Origin of the sequence: Acidipropionibacterium jensenii DSM 20535, assembly GCF_000425285.1 — a bacterium.
GTDB classification, from domain to species: Bacteria; Actinomycetota; Actinomycetes; order Propionibacteriales; family Propionibacteriaceae; genus Acidipropionibacterium; species Acidipropionibacterium jensenii.
Window position 1 is genome coordinate 127,787 of sequence record NZ_AUDD01000008.1, and the last position, 18,724, is coordinate 146,510.

The 18,724-nt window shown below is 70.3% G+C and carries 15 protein-coding genes; 13 read left to right on the forward strand and 2 right to left on the reverse strand.

Annotated elements, in window-relative coordinates:
- Nucleotides 1-96 precede the first annotated feature (96 nt).
- Entirely contained in the window at nucleotides 97-1,431 is a 1,335-nt protein-coding gene (locus H590_RS15465) for a uracil-xanthine permease family protein (protein WP_051238273.1), read from the forward strand.
- 199 nt (nucleotides 1,432-1,630) lie between these two features.
- On the forward strand, nucleotides 1,631-3,568 hold the full coding sequence (locus tag H590_RS15470) for an N-acetylmuramoyl-L-alanine amidase (RefSeq protein ID WP_036981473.1): 1,938 nt from the start codon (nucleotides 1,631-1,633) through the stop codon (nucleotides 3,566-3,568).
- 109 nt (nucleotides 3,569-3,677) lie between these two features.
- On the opposite strand, the gene H590_RS0107195 is transcribed toward H590_RS15470, so the two are convergent.
- Nucleotides 3,678-4,322 carry a TIGR03085 family metal-binding protein gene (locus H590_RS0107195; RefSeq protein WP_028703026.1) on the reverse strand — a complete coding sequence of 215 codons (645 nt, stop codon included), beginning with the start codon at nucleotides 4,320-4,322 and terminating at the stop codon, nucleotides 3,678-3,680.
- Nucleotides 4,323-4,448: 126 nt separating this feature from the next.
- Here H590_RS0107195 and hisI point away from each other — a divergent pair, with 126 nt between their 5' ends.
- From hisI to H590_RS18320, 11 genes are all read left to right on the forward strand, one after another.
- Nucleotides 4,449-4,808 carry a phosphoribosyl-AMP cyclohydrolase gene (hisI, locus tag H590_RS0107200; protein WP_036981475.1) on the forward strand — a complete coding sequence of 120 codons (360 nt, stop codon included), beginning with the start codon at nucleotides 4,449-4,451 and terminating at the stop codon, nucleotides 4,806-4,808.
- 62 nt (nucleotides 4,809-4,870) lie between these two features.
- A complete protein-coding gene (locus tag H590_RS0107205) occupies nucleotides 4,871-6,394 on the forward strand; it encodes a chorismate-binding protein (protein WP_028703028.1) in 1,524 nt (507 codons plus the stop codon).
- A gap of 4 nt (nucleotides 6,395-6,398) precedes the next feature.
- Complete coding sequence (locus tag H590_RS15475; RefSeq protein WP_161626009.1) at nucleotides 6,399-7,025, forward strand: Trp biosynthesis-associated membrane protein; 627 nt, start codon at nucleotides 6,399-6,401, stop codon at nucleotides 7,023-7,025.
- A 128-nt stretch (nucleotides 7,026-7,153) separates the two neighbouring features.
- A complete protein-coding gene (locus H590_RS0107215) occupies nucleotides 7,154-7,387 on the forward strand; it encodes an HGxxPAAW family protein (RefSeq protein ID WP_028703029.1) in 234 nt (77 codons plus the stop codon).
- Between the two features lie 10 nt (nucleotides 7,388-7,397).
- A complete protein-coding gene (gene trpC / locus H590_RS0107220; protein ID WP_084149348.1) occupies nucleotides 7,398-8,279 on the forward strand; it encodes an indole-3-glycerol phosphate synthase TrpC in 882 nt (293 codons plus the stop codon).
- A gap of 67 nt (nucleotides 8,280-8,346) precedes the next feature.
- Nucleotides 8,347-9,633: a tryptophan synthase subunit beta gene (gene trpB, locus H590_RS0107225; protein ID WP_051238275.1), complete on the forward strand. Its 1,287-nt coding sequence runs from the start codon at nucleotides 8,347-8,349 to the stop codon at nucleotides 9,631-9,633.
- Nucleotides 9,630-10,475, forward strand: a complete 846-nt coding sequence (gene trpA / locus H590_RS0107230) for a tryptophan synthase subunit alpha (protein WP_028703032.1) — start codon at nucleotides 9,630-9,632, stop codon at nucleotides 10,473-10,475. The genes trpB and trpA overlap by 4 nt, the downstream gene beginning before the upstream one ends.
- Nucleotides 10,472-11,377 carry a prolipoprotein diacylglyceryl transferase gene (gene lgt / locus H590_RS15480; RefSeq protein WP_051238276.1) on the forward strand — a complete coding sequence of 302 codons (906 nt, stop codon included), beginning with the start codon at nucleotides 10,472-10,474 and terminating at the stop codon, nucleotides 11,375-11,377. The genes trpA and lgt overlap by 4 nt, the downstream gene beginning before the upstream one ends.
- 186 nt (nucleotides 11,378-11,563) lie before the next feature.
- The gene (gltB, locus tag H590_RS0107240; RefSeq protein ID WP_028703033.1) at nucleotides 11,564-16,084 is read left to right on the forward strand and encodes a glutamate synthase large subunit; all 4,521 of its coding nucleotides are present in this window, start codon (nucleotides 11,564-11,566) and stop codon (nucleotides 16,082-16,084) included.
- Nucleotides 16,077-17,546, forward strand: coding sequence for a glutamate synthase subunit beta (locus H590_RS0107245; protein WP_028703034.1), 1,470 nt, complete (start codon nucleotides 16,077-16,079; stop codon nucleotides 17,544-17,546). The genes gltB and H590_RS0107245 overlap by 8 nt, the downstream gene beginning before the upstream one ends.
- A gap of 87 nt (nucleotides 17,547-17,633) precedes the next feature.
- The gene (locus H590_RS18320) at nucleotides 17,634-17,993 is read left to right on the forward strand and encodes a UbiA prenyltransferase family protein (protein ID WP_126412601.1); all 360 of its coding nucleotides are present in this window, start codon (nucleotides 17,634-17,636) and stop codon (nucleotides 17,991-17,993) included.
- On the opposite strand, the gene H590_RS15485 is transcribed toward H590_RS18320, so the two are convergent.
- Nucleotides 17,971-18,660 (reverse strand): HdeD family acid-resistance protein, encoded by a 690-nt coding sequence (locus H590_RS15485; RefSeq protein ID WP_071161716.1) that lies wholly within the window; start codon nucleotides 18,658-18,660, stop codon nucleotides 17,971-17,973. The two genes, H590_RS18320 and H590_RS15485, sit on opposite strands and share 23 nt — an antisense overlap.
- Nucleotides 18,661-18,724 lie beyond the last annotated feature (64 nt).

Here is an 18,724-nt window from a genome sequence, read left to right on the forward strand (position 1 = left end):
GGTGGTGACCCGGCCGGAACCGGCCGAGCCGCTCTGATAGCGTGCTGGCGGCTCGCCGGTTCACGGCCGTCTCCGGTTCAATCCTTCGGGAGCAGGATGTCATCAACGGATCTCCAGAACAGCACTGCCACCGGGTCCGCCCGGCCCGAGGACGAGAGGGTCGGGATCGGCAGGGCGATCCTCTACGGTGCCCAGCACATCCTGGCGATGTACGGCGGGGTGGTCGCCGTTCCCCTGGTGGTGGGCAGTGCCGCCAGACTCGACGCCGCCGAGCTGGGCATGCTGGTGGCCGCGGCGCTGTTCGTCTCCGGACTGGCGACCCTTCTGCAGTCCCTCGGACTGCCCCACCTGGGCTCCCAGCTGCCGCTGGTCAACGGGACGACGATCGGCGCCGCCTCCACCATGCTGGCGATCATCGCCGCCCACCAGGGCGATCCGCACCAGGCGATGAGGGTGATCTTCGGGTCGGTCATCATCGCCGGCGCGGTCGGCCTGGTGCTGGCCGGGCTGTTCGCGCGGATCCGGCGGTTCTTCCCGCCGGTGGTCACCGGCACCATCATCACCGCGATGGGGGTGTCCCTGCTGCCGGTGGCGGCGGGCTGGTCGATGGGGCCCGATCCCAAGGCCCCCGACCACGGATCCCTGACGAACCTCGGGATCGCCCTGTTCGCCCTGGTCGTGGTGCTCATCTGCAGCCGGATCAGGGCACTGTCCCAGGTGGCGGTGCTGGTGGGGATCGTGGTCGGCACCCTGTTCGCCTGGCTGCTCGGGCGGGCCGACTTCTCCCAGGTGTCCAAGGGCTCGGTCATCGCCCTGCCCCACCCCTTCTACTTCGGCGCCCCGGTCTTCGAGATCGGCGCCATCCTGTCGATGACCATCGTGATGATCGTCACCCTGATGGAGGTGATGGCCGACCTCTTCGCGGTCGGGGACACCATCGGCACCACCATCGACGACAAGAGGGTCGCCGACGGGCTGCGGGCCGACATGCTGGCCGCCACCGTCGCCCCGGTGTTCAACTCCTTCCCGCCCACCGCCTTCGCCCAGAACGTCGGCCTGGTCGCGGTGACCGGCATCAAGTCCCGGTTCACGGTGGCCGCCGGAGCCGGCCTGCTCATCCTGCTCGGCCTGTTCCCCTGGCTCGGTCGACTCGTCGCGGCGATCCCCTCACCGGTGCTCGGCGGAGTCGGCGTCGTCCTGTTCGGGACGGTGGCCGCCGCCGGGATCAAGATCCTCACCAAGGCCGACTTCGAGAACCCCAACAACCTCATCATCGTCGCCGTGGCGCTGGCGATGGTGCTCTTCCCGATCGGGGCACCCACCATCTACGCCCAGCTGCCCAGCTGGATCTCGATGATCCTGGGATCGGGGATCTCCTCGGCGGCGCTGGCCGCGGTCGTGCTCAACCTGGTCCTCAACGGCCGCAAGTGAGTGGCCCGGTAGCGGGGGGATCCTCCGGTACCCCGCCCGCCTCCTGTCGGCCCGCGCCGGCCCCGCCACACGATCGTGATGAACCCGACACACATCGGGGTGCGACCAGTGGCAACGTGGCGGACTGCCGGGGGGACGTTCCCCCCGACCGTCCCCCGGCAGACTCCGGGGTGACGCGAGTCATGGGGGAAAGAGTGAGATGACAACCCTTTCGCGACGCAATTTCCTGTTCGCCACGCTGGCCGCCTCGGCGACCGCCGCAGCCGGAACCGTGCTGGGAAGTGAACCGGCGCTGGCCGTCGACCGAGCCGGTGAGTTCACCCGGGCGGCAGCCAGGTACGACGTCCCGGCGGCGGTTCTGGCGACCGTGAGCTACGGCCAGTCCCGCTGGGAGGACCATGCCGGCAGCCCGTCGGCGGGCGGCGGCTACGGCCCGATGCACCTGGTCGACGGGGCCCGGGCCGCCGCGGCCCGGCGGACCGCGGACAAGACCGGCACCGGAGTGATGGACACCCTCGGACAGGCCGCCACGCTGACCGGCTACTCGACCAGCACCCTGCGGACCGACCCGGCGGCCAACATCATGGGAGCCGCCGCCCTCATCGCCAGCGTGCAGAAGAAGCTCGGCCTGGCGCTGGGCACCGACACCGACCCGGCCACCTGGTACTCGGCCATCGCGGCGGCGAGCGGACTGGCCTCCTCCTCGGCCCAGCGGGTCTTCGCCGACGACGCCCTCCAGGATCTGCGCCGCGGGGTAGTGCGCAGCACCGTCGGCGGCACCCTGAGGATGGCTCCGCGCACCATCGGGACACCCACCAGGCAGCGGTCCTGGCTCACCGCCAGGATCAACCAGGCGGCCGCCACCACGGGTGGACGCCCCGACTCCCGGATCGACGGGCCGCGCGGGCTGGGCATCGAGTGGGTCGAGGCCCCCTACGAGCAGTACGGGCCCGGCGACGGCGACTACGGCAACCACGACCTCGCCCATCGACCGGTGACCCCGACCCTCGACCAGATCGTCATCCATGACACCGAGTGCGTCTACGACGAGGCCCTCAAGCTCGTGAAGATGCCCACCTATCTGGCCTGGAACTACACCTTCCGCGCCTCCGACGGGCACGTCGCCCAGCACCTTCAGGCCAAGGACATCGGCTGGCACGCCGGAAACTGGTACGTCAACACCCACGCCCTGGGGATCGAGCACGAGGGATTCGGTGCGGTCGGCGACGAGACCTGGTACACCGAGGCGATGTACCGCCGATCCGCCCGGCTGGTCGGCTTCCTGGCGCGCAAGTACCGGATCCGGATGGACCGCGCCCACATCCTCGGCCACGACCAGGTGCCCGGGGTCGACACCGCCCACATCCCGAGCCAGCACTGGGACCCGGGCCCCTTCTGGGACTGGGAGCACTACTTCCAGCTGATGGGCGCCGACCTGCGCCGCGGCACCATCCGTCGTCCGGCACGGCCCGGTGAGGTGGTGCGGATCCTGCCCGGGTTCGACACCAACACCCAGCCCCTCACCGGCAAGGACGGGGACGCCGGGGCCGGATACCCGGCCGGCACCGGAATGAACTTCGTGACCCTCCACACCGCACCCGATGACTCCTCACCGATCTACACCGACGCCGGGCTGCACCAGAACGGCACCGCCGGGTCCTCCTACGTGTCCGACATGGGAGGTCGAGCCGCGGCCGGTTGCGACTACGCGGTGGCCGCCGTCAAGGGGGACTGGACCGCGATCTGGTACCTGGGCGACAAGGTGTGGTTCCGCAATCCCCGACGGCGCCCGACCGCCGCGGTGGTGTGGCTGGGAGCCCGGGTCGTCACCCCGAAACGGGGCCGGACGAGCATCCCGGTCTACGGGGTGGCCTTCCCGGAGGCCTCGGCCTACCCGAACCCCGAGGACGCCAAGGAGCTGGCACCGCTGATCTACACCCTCAAGCCCGGCCAGGCCTATGTCCTCCACGACGCCGACATCCCGGCCGACTACTACAAGGCCTGGACCTACTCGGCCGACACCCCCGGCGACCATGTCGACATCGTCGGCAAGCTCAAGTACTACATGATCGGAGTGGGTCACCGGATCGGCTACGTGCTGTCCACCGACGTCGACATCAGGAGGGCCTGCCTGTGAGAGCCCAGTACCGGATGACCCAGGACCGATTGACCCAGGACCGATTGACCCGGTACCGGATGCCCAGCTAGCGGCGGGCTCGGGACCGGGGGACTCGGGGCGGTGGTGGTCAGACCGACAGTTCGGTCGTGCGGAAGGCCTCCACCGCCTCGGGCTCCCCGAGGATCTCCACCCGGGCCGCCCCGGTCCGGCCGAAGCAGTACAGCAGCACCTCCGAGGGCAGCCCGACGAGGGTGACGATCCGGTCACCCGGGTGCAGCCAGATCCGGTGCAGGGCCCCGGTCTGGTCGCTCAGCTCGGCGCGCACCCCGACCGGCGAGTGCCTGGTGAACAGCCGTCCCATCCGTGACAGGGAGGTGGCCAGATGGGTCTCGGTCTGGTGACCCAGGGTCCGCGGCGTCCATCCCGGCTGAGCGCGCAGCAGGTCCTCGTGGTGGATGAAGAACTCCGCGCCGTTGGCGATCCGGTCGACCCCGGGAATCCGGAAGACCGACAGCCGCGACGGACCGCTGCGAAACCTCTGCACCCGCTCGGCGAACGAGGTGGAGCGCTCCAGCTTCTCCGTGCGGCGGGCCCCGATCTCGTCGAACAGGTCGATCTGTCCGCCCAGCGCCCCGATCGGGTCGTTCTCCCGGATCAGCAGGTGGCACAGCAGGTCATCGGAGAGCCACCCCTGGCACAGGGTCGGTGCGGCCGGCCCCAGCTTGTCCAGATCATCGGCCAGTGCGGCCCGTTCGGTTCTCGCCAGCGACATCGCCGACCCCTTCCCTCGTGTGTGGACTCCATCCTGCCGCATCAGTGCACCCCACCACCTCCGGAGCAGGGTCGAGGCCGTGGTCACCATCCCGCGAGCTCCCGGTGAGCAGCCATAATGTGTTCCATGTCACTGGACCCCTCGATCTCCTCACGCCTCACACACAACGCCGCCGGCCTGGTGCCGGCCGTCGTCCAGGAGGCCGGCAGCCGCGATGTCCTGATGCTCGCCTGGATGGACGACGAGGCGCTGGCCCGCACCCTGGCCACCCGACGGGCCACCTACTGGTCGCGGTCGCGCCAGGAGTACTGGGTCAAGGGGGAGACCTCCGGTCACACCCAGCACGTCCGAGAGGTCCGGCTGGACTGCGACGGCGACACCATCCTGCTGCTCGTCGACCAGACCGGCGGGGCCTGTCACACCGGGGACCACACCTGCTTCGACGCCGACCTGCTGCTGGCCGACACCGCGGAGGATGCCCGGTGAACGACCAGAGTCCCCGCACCGGGTCCACCACCGACCAGACCGCGACCGGGCCCCGCCACGGCCTGGTCGTCGAACCCTCCCTCGACCAGTTCCGCACCCTGGCCGCCGATCCCGACCGCGGCGTCATCTCGGTGCGCGCCCGACTGATCGCCGACGACGTCACCCCGGTCGGCGTCTACCACCAGCTCTGCGCAGACCGCGACCTCACCTTCCTGCTGGAGTCCGCCGACGCCGGGATCTGGTCGCGGTGGTCCTTCATCGGGGTGCGCTGCGAGACCGCGCTGACCACCGCCGACGGCGCCGCCCGCTGGATCGGCACCCCGGTGCAGGGGGCCGGCCGGGAGAAGGATCCGCTGGCCGCCCTCAAGTCGGCGCTGGTGATGCTGCAGTCCCCGCGCGAGCCCGGGATGCCCCCGCTCACCTCCGGGTTCATCGGCTACCTCGGCTATGACGTGGTGCGTCGCCTGGAGCGGATCGGGGACGACACCGTCGACGACCTCAAGCTGCCCGAGCTGTACTTCATGCTGGTCGGGGACATGGCGGTGGTTGACCACAAGACCGGCGAGCTGTGGCTGATCTCCAACCACTACCTGCCGTCCGGGCCCGACCGCCAGGACCCCGCCCGGACCGAGGCCGCCTGGCAGCGCGCCGTCGAGCGCATCGAGCAGATGGCCGACCAGATCCTGGCACCGCACGCCAGCCTCAGCCAGGTCGACCACGGGATGGCCGATGTCACGATCACCCGGCAGCGCACCGGGCAGGAGTTCGCGGCGATGGCCGACCGGGCGATCGAGAAGATCAAGGACGGCGAGATCTTCCAGGTGGTGCCAAGCCAGCGGTTCGACATCCCCACCAGGGCCGACGCCCTGGACATCTACCGGCAGCTGCGCCGCTGCAACCCCAGCCCCTACCTCTACCTGCTCAAGCTCCCGGGGTTCTCGGTGATCGGGTCCTCCCCGGAGGCGCTGGTGACGATGACCGACGGGGTGGCCACCACCCACCCGATCGCCGGCACCCGGCCCCGCGGCGCCACCGACGCCGAGGACCAGAGGCTGGAGCGGGAACTGCTGTCCGACGAGAAGGAACGCTCCGAGCACACCATGCTGGTCGACCTCGGGCGCAACGACATCGGACGGGTCTGCCGCCCCGGCACCGTCAACGTCACCCAGTTCATGCACGTCGGGCGGTACTCCCGGGTGATGCATCTGGAGGCGTCGGTGACCGGAGTCCCGCGCGAGGGGGTCGACGCCCTGGACGTCACGCTGTCCTGCTTCCCGGCCGGCACCCTCTCGGGGGCCCCGAAGATCCGCGCGATGCAGATCATCGAGGAGCTGGAGGAGACCCGCCGCGGGGTGTACGGGGGAGTGGTCGGCTACTTCGACCTCAACGGGAACTCCGACTGCGCGATCGCCATCCGCACCGCCGTCCTGATCGACGGGATCGCCCGGATCCAGGCCGGGGCCGGCATCGTGCTGGACTCGATCGGCGCCAATGAGAACCGGGAGTGCGAGAACAAGGCCTCGGCGGTCATCGACGCGGTGCGCAGCGCAGAGGCCCTGGCCGCCCATCGCCAGGACCGGCGGTGAGCCGGTGAGGACCCCGCCCACCCCGTTGCCGTCCGGCCTGCGGGCCGCCCTCACCCTCCTGCCGGCGCTGTGCGCCGCCGTCGTGATCGCCGCATCCCGCCAGACCTGGCGCCGGGTGGGGTCGGTGTCGCTGACCGGCACGGAGGCCTCCGGGGCGCTGGTGGACGGGTTGGGTCTGGTCGGCCTGGCCGCCACCGCGCTGCTGCTGGTGATGGGACCGGTGGGACGTCGCCTGGTCGGGCTGGTCCTGGTGGCGGTCGGCCTGGGCACCGTGCTCGCCGTCCTGGACTCGACCGTCAGCGCCGCCACCTGGGCGGCCCACGGAGTGGCGATCGGCTCGCGGCCGGAGCCGCCTCTGCACGCCGCGGGCCGGGTCGCCCTGGTGGCCGGTGCGGTGATGGCTCTGGGCGGAGCCGCCCTGGCGGTGGCCGCACGGCGCTGGCCCGTCAGCCCCTCGCGGTTCGCCCGGAACCGCCGGACGCCACCGGTCGGCCCGGACGCCGATCCCCGCGACGTGTGGGCCGCGATGGACCGCGGCGAGGACCCCACCCGGGACCAGCCGCCGGAACTCCCGGACCCCCGGTCCGAGGCGGCCCCGCAGTCCCGACCACCCAGCGAGAGCCACTCCTGACACAGGTCCGGCGCGCTACAGTGCCGAACAGGGGACGGCTCACGCCGGAACCCCCGACACAGCCGCTGACAGGCGGCAGCTGCCCGACCGGAACCAGCCGCACAGCAGCCCGATATCCAGGAGGAGCCATGAGCCGCGAGACCGCCCCCGTTCGCGCCCGCCAGGGACGCGTGTACGACGACGGAAAGAGCCCGGCCGCCTGGACCGGCACCGTGATCGCCGCTCTCGGCTTCGTGGTCGCCACCATCGGCGCGATGGCCGGACCGAACTGGCCGGCCTGCATCGTGGGCGGCGCCCTGGTGGTGGTCGCCATGATCGCGGTCGTGGTCCTCAAGGCACTCGGCTATGGCTCCCAGCACTGAGGCCGCCCCGATGCCGACCGAACCGGGGGCCGGTCCCGAGACCGCCACGACCAGGGTCGCCACCGGCCCCCGACAGACCGGAACGGTTCTGGACGGCATCATCGCGGGGGTGGTGACCGACCTGCGCGAGCGTCAGCTGATGGTCAGCGAGGCCAGTCTGCGAGGGGCCATCGAGCTCGTCGCCCCGGCCCTGGACCCGGTTCCCGCGCTGCGGCGTCCCGGGCTCTCGGTGATCTCCGAGGTCAAGCGGTCCAGCCCCTCCAAGGGCTCCCTGGCCCCGATCCCGGACCCGGCCGCCCTGGCCCTGCGCTACCAGGCCGGCGGAGCCGCCGCGATCAGCGTCCTCACCGAGCAGCGCAGGTTCAGCGGAACCCTGGCCGATCTGGACGCGGTGCGCGCCGCGGTCGCCGTCCCGGTGCTGCGCAAGGACTTCATCGTCACCGAGTACCAGGTCCTGGAGGCCCGCGCCCACGGCGCCGACCTCGTGCTGCTCATCGTGGCGGCCCTGGGGGACCAGGAGCTCACCAGCCTCCACCGGCTGGTCACCAGTCTGGGGATGACCGCCCTGGTGGAGGTGCACACTCCCGAGGAGGCCCGACGGGCCGCAGACCTGGGAGCCACTGTGGTCGGGGTCAACGCCCGCAACCTCAAGACCCTCCAGGTCGACACCTCGGTCTTCGGCCAGCTGGTGGGCCTGCTGCCCGCACAGGCGGTCAAGGTCGCCGAGTCGGGCATCCTCACCCTCGACGACGCCCTGGCCGCCCACGCGGCCGGTGCCGACGCCATCCTGGTCGGTGAGGCGCTGGTCCGCTCCGGCGACCCGGCCGCCTTCATCGACTCGATCGGACGCGCCACCGGCGCGACCCCCGGCTCATCGACAGCCGGGGCCTGAACCCGATCCCACCGCCCCCGCCCAGCGGCCCTCGCCGCCGGGCACTCGTCCTACGGAACGCGAGAACATGTCACCTTCCAGCACATCTCCTGCACCCCGAACCCCGGACACCGGGGCACCGGCCCAGGTGCCCGACGCCACCGGCCACTTCGGCAGATTCGGCGGCCGGTTCGTCCCCGAGGCCCTGCAGGCCGCCCTGGACCAGCTCGACCGCACCTTCGAGGAGGCGATGGCCGATCCGGCCTTCGCCACCGCCCTGGACGACCTGCGTCGCAACTACGCCGGACGGCCCAGCCCTCTCACCGAGGCCCACCGGTTCGCCGAGCACTGCCACGGGGCCCGGGTCTTCCTCAAGCGCGAGGACCTCAACCACACCGGTTCGCACAAGATCAACAACGTCCTGGGGCAGGCTCTGCTGGCCCGCCGGATGGGCAAGCACCGTCTGATCGCCGAGACCGGTGCCGGCCAGCACGGCGTCGCCACCGCCACCGTCGCGGCGATGCTCGGGATGAAGTGCCGGGTCTACATGGGCAAGGTCGACACCGACCGGCAGGCCCTCAACGTCGCCCGGATGCAGCTGCTGGGCGCCGAGGTGGTGGCCGTGGAGGCCGGCTCCAAGACCCTCAAGGACGCCATGAACGAGGCCATGAGGGACTGGGTGGCCCATGTCGACGACACCCACTACCTGATCGGCACCGCCTCGGGCCCGGCCCCCTTTCCCAAGGTTGTCAAGCAGTTCCAGCGGGTCATCTCGATCGAGTCCCGCGAGCAGATCGAGATGATCACCGGCTGCCTGCCCGACGCCATCTGCGCCTGCGTCGGTGGCGGCTCCAACGCCATCGGCTCCTTCGCCGAGTACATCGCCGACCCCTCGGTCAAGCTGTTCGGCTTCGAGGCGGGCGGCGAGGGAGTGGCCACCGGCCACCATGCCGCCTCCATCACCGGGGGATCGGTGGGGGTGCTGCACGGCACCCGGACCTACATCCTTCAGGACGAGGACGGCCAGACCGTCGAGTCCCACTCCATCTCGGCCGGCCTGGACTACCCGGGGGTGGGCCCCGAGCACTCCTGGCTGGCCCGCACCGGCCGGGCCCAGTACCTGCCCATCGACGACGACGAGGCGATGGAGGCGCTGCGCATCCTCACCGAGTCCGAGGGGATCATGCCCGCCATCGAGTCGGCCCACGCGGTCGCCGGGGCGATGAAGATCAGCAAGGACCTGGCGGGCAGGAACGGCAATCCGCCGGTCATCATCATCACCATCTCCGGGCGCGGGGACAAGGACGTCGACACGGCGTTGAAGTGGTTCGGCATCGACGGCAGCGTCGACGCCACGACAGGAGGCATGAAGTGAGCAGCAGCGGCGAGGCCTACCGGGTCGCACGAGCCGAGAACCGGGCCGCCCTGGTCGGCTACCTGCCGGTCGGCCATCCCAGCGTCGCCGACTCCCTGAAGGCGATGAAGGCGCTCACCGAGGGGACCACCGGCGTCGGTGTGGACCTCGTCGAGATCGGTCTGCCCTACTCCGACCCGATGATGGACGGCACCGTCATCCAGCACGCCACCACCGCGGCGCTGAGCCGCGGGGTGCACACCCGCGACGCCCTGCGCGCCGCCGAGACGGTCTCGGCCACCGGGACCCACTGCGTCGTGATGACCTACTGGAACCTCATCGAGCACTACGGTGTCGACGCCTTCGCCCGGGATCTCGCCTCCGCCGGCGGATCGGGCCTCATCACCCCCGATCTGACCCCCGACGAGGCCGACCAGTGGTTCGAGGCCTCCGACGCCCACAGCCTGGACCGGATCTTCCTGGTGGCCCCCTCGTCCACCGAGGAGAGGCTCGCCCGGACCGTCCACGCCTGTCGCGGCTGGGTCTACGCCACCAGCGTGATGGGGGTCACCGGCGCCCGCAACCAGACCTCCACCGCCGCCCCCGAGCTGGTCGCCCGGGTCAAGGCCGTCGATCCCGACATCCCGGTCGGGGTCGGGCTGGGGGTCTCCAACGGCGACCAGGCCGCCGAGATCGGATCCTTCGCCGACGGCGTCATCGTGGGTTCGGCCCTGGTGCGCACCCTGGTGGAGGCCGACGAGTCCGGGGAGGGGGCCGACGCCGGCATCGAGCGGATGCGGCTCATCGTCGACGATCTGGTGGCCGGTGTGCGTCGCGCCCGGGTCACCGAGGGAGCACGGTGAGCCCAGCCTCGCTGAGCGGTCCGGCGGCGCTGTCGATCCCCAGTCCCCCCCTCAGCCAGTTCTCCCTGGGTCCGGTGACGATCCACATCTATGCGCTGTGCCTGCTGACCGGCATCGTGGTGGCCTACCTGCTGGGCCGGCGTCGCTACCGCGACCGCGGCGGCACCGATGACGACTTCGAGGCGGTCGCCCTGTGGGCGGTGGTCTTCGGGATCGTCGGCGCCCGGGTCTACCACGTGATCACCGATCACGAGCTCTACTTCGGCCCCGGACGCCAGTGGTACCGCGCCTTCTTCATCTGGCAGGGCGGCCTGGGAATCTGGGGATCCATCACCGGCGGCGCCCTGGCCGTGCTGTGGGTCTGCCACCGCCGCGGACTCACCTTCGGCCCGATGGCCGACTCACTGGCCCCCGCCCTGCTGCTGGCCCAGGGGATCGGCCGGCTGGGCAACTGGTTCAACCAGGAGCTCTTCGGCTCCCCGACCACCCTGCCCTGGGGCCTGCGGATCGATCCGGCGCACCGTCCCGCCGGCTACCTGCAGTACCAGACCTTCCACCCGACCTTCCTCTACGAACTCATCTGGAACGTCCTCGGCGCCCTGGCCCTGCTGTGGATCGACCGGCACTGGCGGCTGGAGCGCGGCAAACTCTTCGCCCTCTACGTCGTCGTCTACACCTTCGGCCGGTTCTGGGTGGAGAGGCTGCGGATCGATCCGGCCAACCACCTCGGTGGCTGGCGCCTCAACTCCTACACCTCGGTGATCGTCTTCACCGCCGGCCTGATCTGGTTCTGCTGGCTGCTGCGCTACCGGCCGGGGGCCGATCCGCGACCGGTGCGGGTGCCGCAGCCCGCGCCACCGGCGGACGATCACGAGGAGTCCGGCGCCTCCGAGTCCCGGTAGTGTCACAGAGTGACCACCGGGGGTCTCAGAGTGCGAACCACTGTTTCATCTGCTGGGCGCTCTGTGGCACTCTGGCCGGTACCCCGCGGAGTGGCGATCTGTAACACGTCCGTAACTGTCCACCTGAATGCTGAAATGTGGACCGCTGGGCCCACACCGCCGGGCGGAGTCTGAAAGGAGACCCGGATGACCTTTGGCCATCTCCCCAAGCAGGGGCTGTACGACCCCTCCTTCGAACACGACGCCTGTGGTGTCGCATTCGTCGCCACGATGACCGGCGTCGCCAGTCACCAGATCGTCGAGCAGGCCCTCGAGGTGCTGCGCAATCTCGACCACCGCGGTGCCACCGGCGCCGATGCGGCGGCAGGCGACGGTGCCGGGATCCTCCTCCAGGTCCCGGACGCCTTCCTGCGCCGGGTCACCGGACTGCGGCTGCCCGAGCCGGGCTCCTACGCCGTCGGGATGGCCTACATGCCGACCGACGAGGCCCAGCGCGCTCGCTCACGTGCGGTGATCGAGTTGATCGCCGCCGATGAGGGCATCGAGGTGCTCGGCTGGCGCGAGGTGCCGGTGCGTACCGAGACCCTCTCGCCGATCTCGCTGTCGACCATGCCGCACTTCGAGCAGGTCATGGTGCGGGCCCGCGACGGCCGGGTCGGGATGGACCTGGAGAGGCTGGCCTTCGTCCTGCGGCGCCGCGCCCAGCACGAGGCGGGGGTCTACTTCGCATCGCTGTCCGCCCGCACACTGGTCTACAAGGGCATGCTCACCACCAACCAGCTCGCCGAGTTCTTCCCGGAGCTGGGGGACGAGGACCTCACCAGCGCCCTGGCTCTGGTGCACTCGCGGTTCTCCACCAACACCTTCCCCACCTGGGAGCTGGCCCATCCCTTCCGGATGATCGCCCACAACGGCGAGATCAACACGGTGGCCGGCAACCGGAACTGGATGCGCGCCCGGGAGGCCCTGCTCAAGTCGGACCTCATCCCCGGGGAGCTGTCCCGGCTCTACCCGATCTGCACCCCCGGCGGTTCCGACTCGGCCTCTTTCGACGAGGTACTGGAACTGCTCCACCTGGGCGGCCGCTCGCTGCCCCACGCGGTGCTCATGATGATCCCGGAGGCCTGGCAGAAGAGCGAGCACATGGACCCCCGGCTGCGCGACTTCTACGCCTTCCACTCCTTCCTGATGGAGCCCTGGGACGGCCCGGCCTGCGTCACCTTCACCGACGGCAACCAGATCGGTGCGGTGCTGGACCGCAACGGCCTGCGCCCGGCCCGGTACTGGGTGACCTCCGACGGACTGGTCGTCTTCGCCTCCGAGTCCGGGGTCCTGGAGATCCCCACCCACAAGGTGGTGCAGAAGGGCCGGCTGCAGCCCGGACGGATGTTCCTGGTCGACCTGTCCCAGCACCGGGTGGTCGACGACTCCGAGATCAAGGCCACCCTGGCCGAGGGAGCCCCCTACGGCGAGTGGCTCAAGGGGACGATGAATCTCGACGAGATCCCCGACCGGCCGCACATCGTCCACTCCCACTCCTCGGTGACCCGTCGTCAGCAGCTCTTCGGCTACACCAACGAGGACGAGAAGGTCCTCATCGCCCCGATGGCCAACAACGGCGTCGAGGCCCTCGGATCGATGGGCGACGACACCCCGCTGGCCGTCCTGTCGAACCGCTCGAGGATGCTGTGGGACTACTTCTCCCAGCTCTTCGCCCAGGTCACCAACCCGCCTCTCGACTCGATCCGCGAGGAACTGGTCACCTCCCTGACCGGCTCCATCGGACCGGAGGCCAACCTGCTGGATCCCGGCCCCGACTCCTGTCGCCAGCTGGTCATCAACTACCCGATCCTGGACTCCGACCAGCTGGCCAAGATCGTCCACATCAACGCCGACGGCACCCACCCGGGCCATCAGACCCATGTGGTGCGCGGGCTGTTCCAGGTGGAGCAGGGCGGCCAGGGCCTCGCCGACCGGATCGAGGAGATCCGCGACGAGGTCTCGGCCGCGATCGAGGACGGCGCACGGATCATCGTGCTGTCGGACCGGCACGCCACCAAGGAGCTGGCCCCGATCCCGTCCCTGCTGCTCACCTCCGCCGTCCACCACCACCTGGTGCGCCAGAAGACCCGCACCCAGGTGGGGCTGGTGGTGGAGGCCGGTGATGTCCGCGAGGTGCACCACGTCGCCCTGCTGATCGGCTACGGAGCCTCAGCGGTCAACCCGTACCTGTGCTTCGAGACCGCCGAGGACATGGCCCGCCACGAGACCTTCGTGGGAGTCACCCCCGAGACCGCGATCCACAACGTCTACAAGGCGCTTGGCAAGGGCGTGCTCAAGGTGATGAGCAAGATGGGCGTCTCGACCATCTCCTCCTACACCGGTGCCCAGATCTTCGAGGCCACCGGCCTGTCCCAGGACTTCATCGACGAGTACTTCACCGGCACCACCAGCCGGATCGAGGGAATCGGGCTGACCGAGATCGCCGCCGAGATCCAGCGCCGGCACCGCCGCGCCTACCCGGAGACCGGGGTGCGACTGCCGCACCGCACCCTCCCGGTGGGCGGCCACTACCAGTGGCGCCGCGAGGGGGAGGACCACCTGCTCAACCCGGAGACCGTCTTCCGGCTCCAGCAGGCCACCCGCACCGAGGACTACGAGCAGTTCAACCGCTACACCGATCTGGTCAACGAGAACTCCGCCCATCTGATGACCCTGCGCTCCATGCTGGAGTTCCGCCACGACCGTCCGCCGGTCCCGATCGAGGAGGTCGAGCCGGAGTCGGCGATCGTCAAGCGGTTCGCCACCGGGGCGATGAGCTACGGCTCGATCTCAATGGAGGCCCACCAGACCCTGGCGATCGCCATGAACCGGATCGGCGGCAAGTCGAACACCGGCGAGGGCGGCGAGGATCCCGAGCGACTCCACGACCCGCAGCGCCGCTCGGCGATCAAGCAGGTCGCCTCGGGCCGGTTCGGGGTGACCAGCGACTACCTGGTCAATGCCGACGACCTGCAGATCAAGATGGCCCAGGGCGCCAAGCCCGGCGAGGGCGGTCAGCTGCCCGGTCCGAAGGTCTACCCGTGGATCGCCCGGACCCGTCACTCGACCCCCGGGGTCGGACTGATCTCCCCGCCCCCGCACCACGACATCTACTCGATCGAGGACATCAAGCAGCTCATCCACGACCTCAAGTGCGCCAACCCGCGTGCCCGTGTGCACGTCAAGCTGGTGGCCGAGGCGGGGGTCGGCACGGTGGCCGCCGGAGTCTCCAAGGCCAAGGCCGACGTGGTGCTCATCTCGGGACACGACGGCGGAACCGGAGCCGCCCCGCTCACCTCGATCAAGCACGCCGGAGGTCCCTGGGAGCTCGGCCTGGCCGAGACCCAGCAGACCCTGCTGGTCAACGGGCTGCGCGACCGGATCGTCGTCCAGTGCGACGGCCAGCTCAAGACCGGCCGGGACGTCCTCATCGCGATGCTGCTGGGAGCAGAGGAGTTCGGCTGCGCCACCACCGCCCTGGTGGTGGAGGGCTGCATCATGATGCGCAAGTGCCACTCCGACACCTGCCCGGTCGGGATCGCCACCCAGAACCCCGAGCTGCGCAAGAAGTTCGCCGGCAACCCCGACCACGTGGTGACCTTCTTCATGTTCATGGCCCGTCAGGTCCGTGAACTCCTCGCCGAGCTGGGATTCCGCTCGGTGGAGGAGGCGGTCGGCCACGTCGAGGTGCTCAAGGCCCGCACCGGCATCACCCACTGGAAGGCCCGGGCGCTGGACCTGTCCCCGGTGCTGGCCCAGGTCGAGGTGCCCTACGGCCAGACCCTGCACCACCGCATCAACCAGGACCACGACCTCGAGGACAGCCTCGACGTCACCCTGATCGACCTGGCCGCACCCGCTCTGGAGAACGGCGAGCAGGTGCACGCCCGACTGGCGATCCGCAACGTCGACCGGACGGTCGGCACCATGCTCGGCAACCGGGTGACCCGGGCCACCAACGGCAAGGGACTGCCCGAGGGGACCATCGCCTTCACCTTCGACGGCACCGCCGGCCAGAGCTTCGGCGCCTTCCTGCCGGCCGGGGTCACCCTCAAGCTGGTCGGTGACGCCAACGACTACGTCGCCAAGGGACTGTCCGGGGGCCGGATCATCGTGACCCCGCCCGAGGACGTGGTGTTCCGTCCCGAGGAGCAGATCATCGCCGGCAATGTCATCGGTTACGGTGCCACCAGCGGCCAGATCTTCCTGAGGGGACTGGTCGGCGAGCGGTTCTGCGTGCGCAACTCCGGGGCCACCGCGGTGGTCGAGGGGGTCGGCGACCACGGCTGCGAGTACATGACCGGGGGAGAGGCCCTCGTACTGGGACCCACCGGGCGCAACTTCGCCGCCGGGATGTCCGGCGGCGTCGCCTGGGTGCTGCACCTGGACCCGACCCGTCTCAATCCCGAGATGGTCGACGGAATGCCCCTCGAGGACTCCGACCTGGTGAGAATCCGGGAACTGCTCACCGCCCATCTGGAGGCCACCGGGTCGACGGTCGCCGCCGGCCTGCTGGACGCCGATGACGAGACCCTGTCCAAGGACTTCACCAAGGTCGTGCCCCGCGACTACGCCCGCATCCTGCGCGTCGTCGACGAGGCGAAGACCCAGCACCTGGACGAACACGACACCACCGAACTGCTGATGGAGGCTTCCCATGGCTGATCCACGCGGATTCATCAAGTACCCCCGCGAGGTTGTCGAGCGCCGACCGGTCGACGAGCGGCTGGAGGACTGGAAGGAGGTCTACCCGGGCACCCCCGGGCACGCCCTGCTGCCGATCATCACCGACCAGGCCGCCCGGTGCATGGACTGCGGCATCCCCTTCTGCCACTCCGGCTGTCCGCTGGGCAATCTCATTCCCGAGTGGAACGACCTGATCTGGCGCGACGAGTGGCGCGACGCCCTGGAGCGGCTGCACGCCACCAACAACTTCCCGGAGTTCACCGGCAGGCTGTGCCCGGCTCCCTGCGAGACGGCCTGCGTGGAGGGGATCAACCGCGATCCGGTCACCATCAAGAACATCGAGGTGGCGATCATCGACAAGGCCTGGGAGGACCGTCGGGTGATCCCCGAGGTGCCCGACTGGCACTCCCTCAAGACCGTCGCGGTGGTGGGATCGGGCCCGGCCGGACTGGCCGCCGCCCAGCAGCTCACCCGGGCCGGTCACACCGTGGTGGTCTACGAGCGCGCCGACGCCATCGGCGGGCTGATGCGCTACGGGATCCCCGAGTTCAAGCTCGAGAAGGCGGTCCTGGACCGCCGGATCAAGCAGATGGACCTGGAGGGCACCGTCTTCAGGACCAACACCGAGATCGGCGTCGACATCACCGGCGAGGAGCTGCGCGAGCGGTTCGACGCCGTGGTGCTGGCGATCGGCTCGACCACCCCGCGCGATCTGGGGGCGCCGGGCCGTGAGCTCGGCGGGATCCACCAGGCGGTGGAGTACCTCACCCAGAACACCAAGGTGGTCCACGGTGCGGTGATCCCCGACCAGGTGGTGGCCACCGGCAAGGACGTCATCGTCATCGGCGGCGGCGACACCTCCAACGACTGTCTGGGCACCGCCCTGCGGCAGGGTGCCCGCTCCGTCACGCAGCTGGAGATCATGCCCCATCCGCCGGCCAGCCGTCCCGCCGGTCAGCCGTGGCCGACCTACCCGATGATCTACCGGGTGGCCAGCGCCAATGAGGAGGGCGGCGAGCGGGTGTACTCGACCAACACCCTGGAGTTCCTCGCCGACGAGCAGGGCAATGTGCGCGCCCTCGAGGTGACCGAGGTGCGCCGCGAGGGTCGCAGCTTCGTGCCGGTGCCCGGCACCGAACGGGAGCTGCCCGCCCAGCTGGTGGTCCTCGCAATGGGATTCACCGGGCCTCAGAAGGAGGGCCTGGTCAACGAGCTCGGCCTGGATCTGGACGCCCGCGGCAACATCTCCCGCAGCGACGACTACTCCACCTCGGTCCCCGGCGTCTTCGCCTGCGGTGACGCGGGGCGCGGCCAGTCGCTCATCGTGTGGGCGATCGCCGAGGGCCGCTCGGCGGCCAACGGGGTCGACGCCTTCCTGTCGGGGACGCGGTCCGTGCTGCCCCGCCCGGTCGATCCCTCGACCCGCCAGCTGATGGTGTGACGCCGGTCACTGCGGCCCGGACGGCTGTGGCCCGTCCCCGATCGGGGACGGGCCACAGCCGTCTCAGGGGCCGGTAGGGTCGGGGCCATGGCCAGCAGTTCACACAGCGTTGATGGGCCGGAGCAGGTTGATGGGCCGGAGCAGGTTGATGGGCCGGAGCAGGCTGCCGGGCTGGATCCGGCCGGCGCGGCTCACGCATCCAGGCTGAGAGCCACCCGGCGGGCCGCCCTCATCGGCGCGATCGGGTTCGTGGTCTCCGACCTGGTGATCGTGGCGGTCGGCGAGGCCAATCTGGTCTTCATGATCGCCAGCATCGCCAGTGGGCTGTTCTTCCTGGTGCTGCTCTACGCCCTGGTGAGCTGGGGCTACCTGAGATCGGTGGCCCGGGCGGCACGCCTGGACGCCGAGCTGGACGCCCAGGAGATCACTCGACCCGACCCTCGATGACCGGGCCGTCACCGGGACCCCCCGAGGAGGAGTCGTGATGGGATCCTGTCGAGTCCTCGGGGACCACCTCGCCCTCGATGACGGTCGGTGTCGCGGAGGCACCCGCCCGCCCGATCACACCGGTGAGATGGCGCATCCCGACGGCCAGCCCGATGTGGGCGGCGCCGTAGACCATCACCCCCAGGCCGATCAGCCAGCCCAGCGCCGCCACCCCGAAGCCGGGATGGACCAGGCCGATCACACCGAGCACCAGGCAGACCACACCCGCCGCCAGCGGCCACAGCCAGGCCCGCCGGGTGAGCGGCATCAGGGGCACCGCCACCAGGGCCAGGCCGAGCCCCACCAGCGTCACCCAGGCCGCCGTGAGCACGACCAGAACCCGCAGCAACGGGCCGGGGTGCCACAGCATCAGCAGACCCATCACGATTCCCGCCACCCCGAGCAGCGCCATCAGGCGGGAGCCGGGCAGGCCGCGCATCGCCCGGGCATTGACCAGACTGATGACCGAGTCGACGAGCACGTAGATCCCGAGCACCACCACCAGGGTCACCACCGTGGGACCGGGCCACACCAGGGCGACGATGCCCGCCGCGACGGCGAACACCCCCTTGATCATCGGTAGCCACCACAGGGAGCTCAGGGTTCGCGTCAGCGTCGGTGTCGACATGGTTCCAGGATATGGGTCGCACGGACGCACCCAAGACGCTTCGGGCAGGGGCTATCGTGTTGGC

Bases quoted from the DNA above. Each gene is read 5' to 3' on its own strand.
- H590_RS15465 (WP_051238273.1), top strand. From the start codon at position 97: ATGTCATCAACGGATCTCCAGAACAGCACTGCCACCGGGTCCGCCCGG.
- H590_RS15470 (WP_036981473.1), top strand. From the start codon at position 1,631: ATGACAACCCTTTCGCGACGCAATTTCCTGTTCGCCACGCTGGCCGCC.
- H590_RS0107195 (WP_028703026.1), bottom strand. From the start codon at position 4,322: ATGTCGCTGGCGAGAACCGAACGGGCCGCACTGGCCGATGATCTGGAC.
- hisI (WP_036981475.1), top strand. From the start codon at position 4,449: ATGTCACTGGACCCCTCGATCTCCTCACGCCTCACACACAACGCCGCC.
- H590_RS0107215 (WP_028703029.1), top strand. From the start codon at position 7,154: ATGAGCCGCGAGACCGCCCCCGTTCGCGCCCGCCAGGGACGCGTGTAC.
- trpC (WP_084149348.1), top strand. From the start codon at position 7,398: ATGCCGACCGAACCGGGGGCCGGTCCCGAGACCGCCACGACCAGGGTC.
- trpB (WP_051238275.1), top strand. From the start codon at position 8,347: ATGTCACCTTCCAGCACATCTCCTGCACCCCGAACCCCGGACACCGGG.
- gltB (WP_028703033.1), top strand. From the start codon at position 11,564: ATGACCTTTGGCCATCTCCCCAAGCAGGGGCTGTACGACCCCTCCTTC.
- H590_RS0107245 (WP_028703034.1), top strand. From the start codon at position 16,077: ATGGCTGATCCACGCGGATTCATCAAGTACCCCCGCGAGGTTGTCGAG.
- H590_RS18320 (WP_126412601.1), top strand. From the start codon at position 17,634: ATGGCCAGCAGTTCACACAGCGTTGATGGGCCGGAGCAGGTTGATGGG.
- H590_RS15485 (WP_071161716.1), bottom strand. From the start codon at position 18,660: ATGTCGACACCGACGCTGACGCGAACCCTGAGCTCCCTGTGGTGGCTA.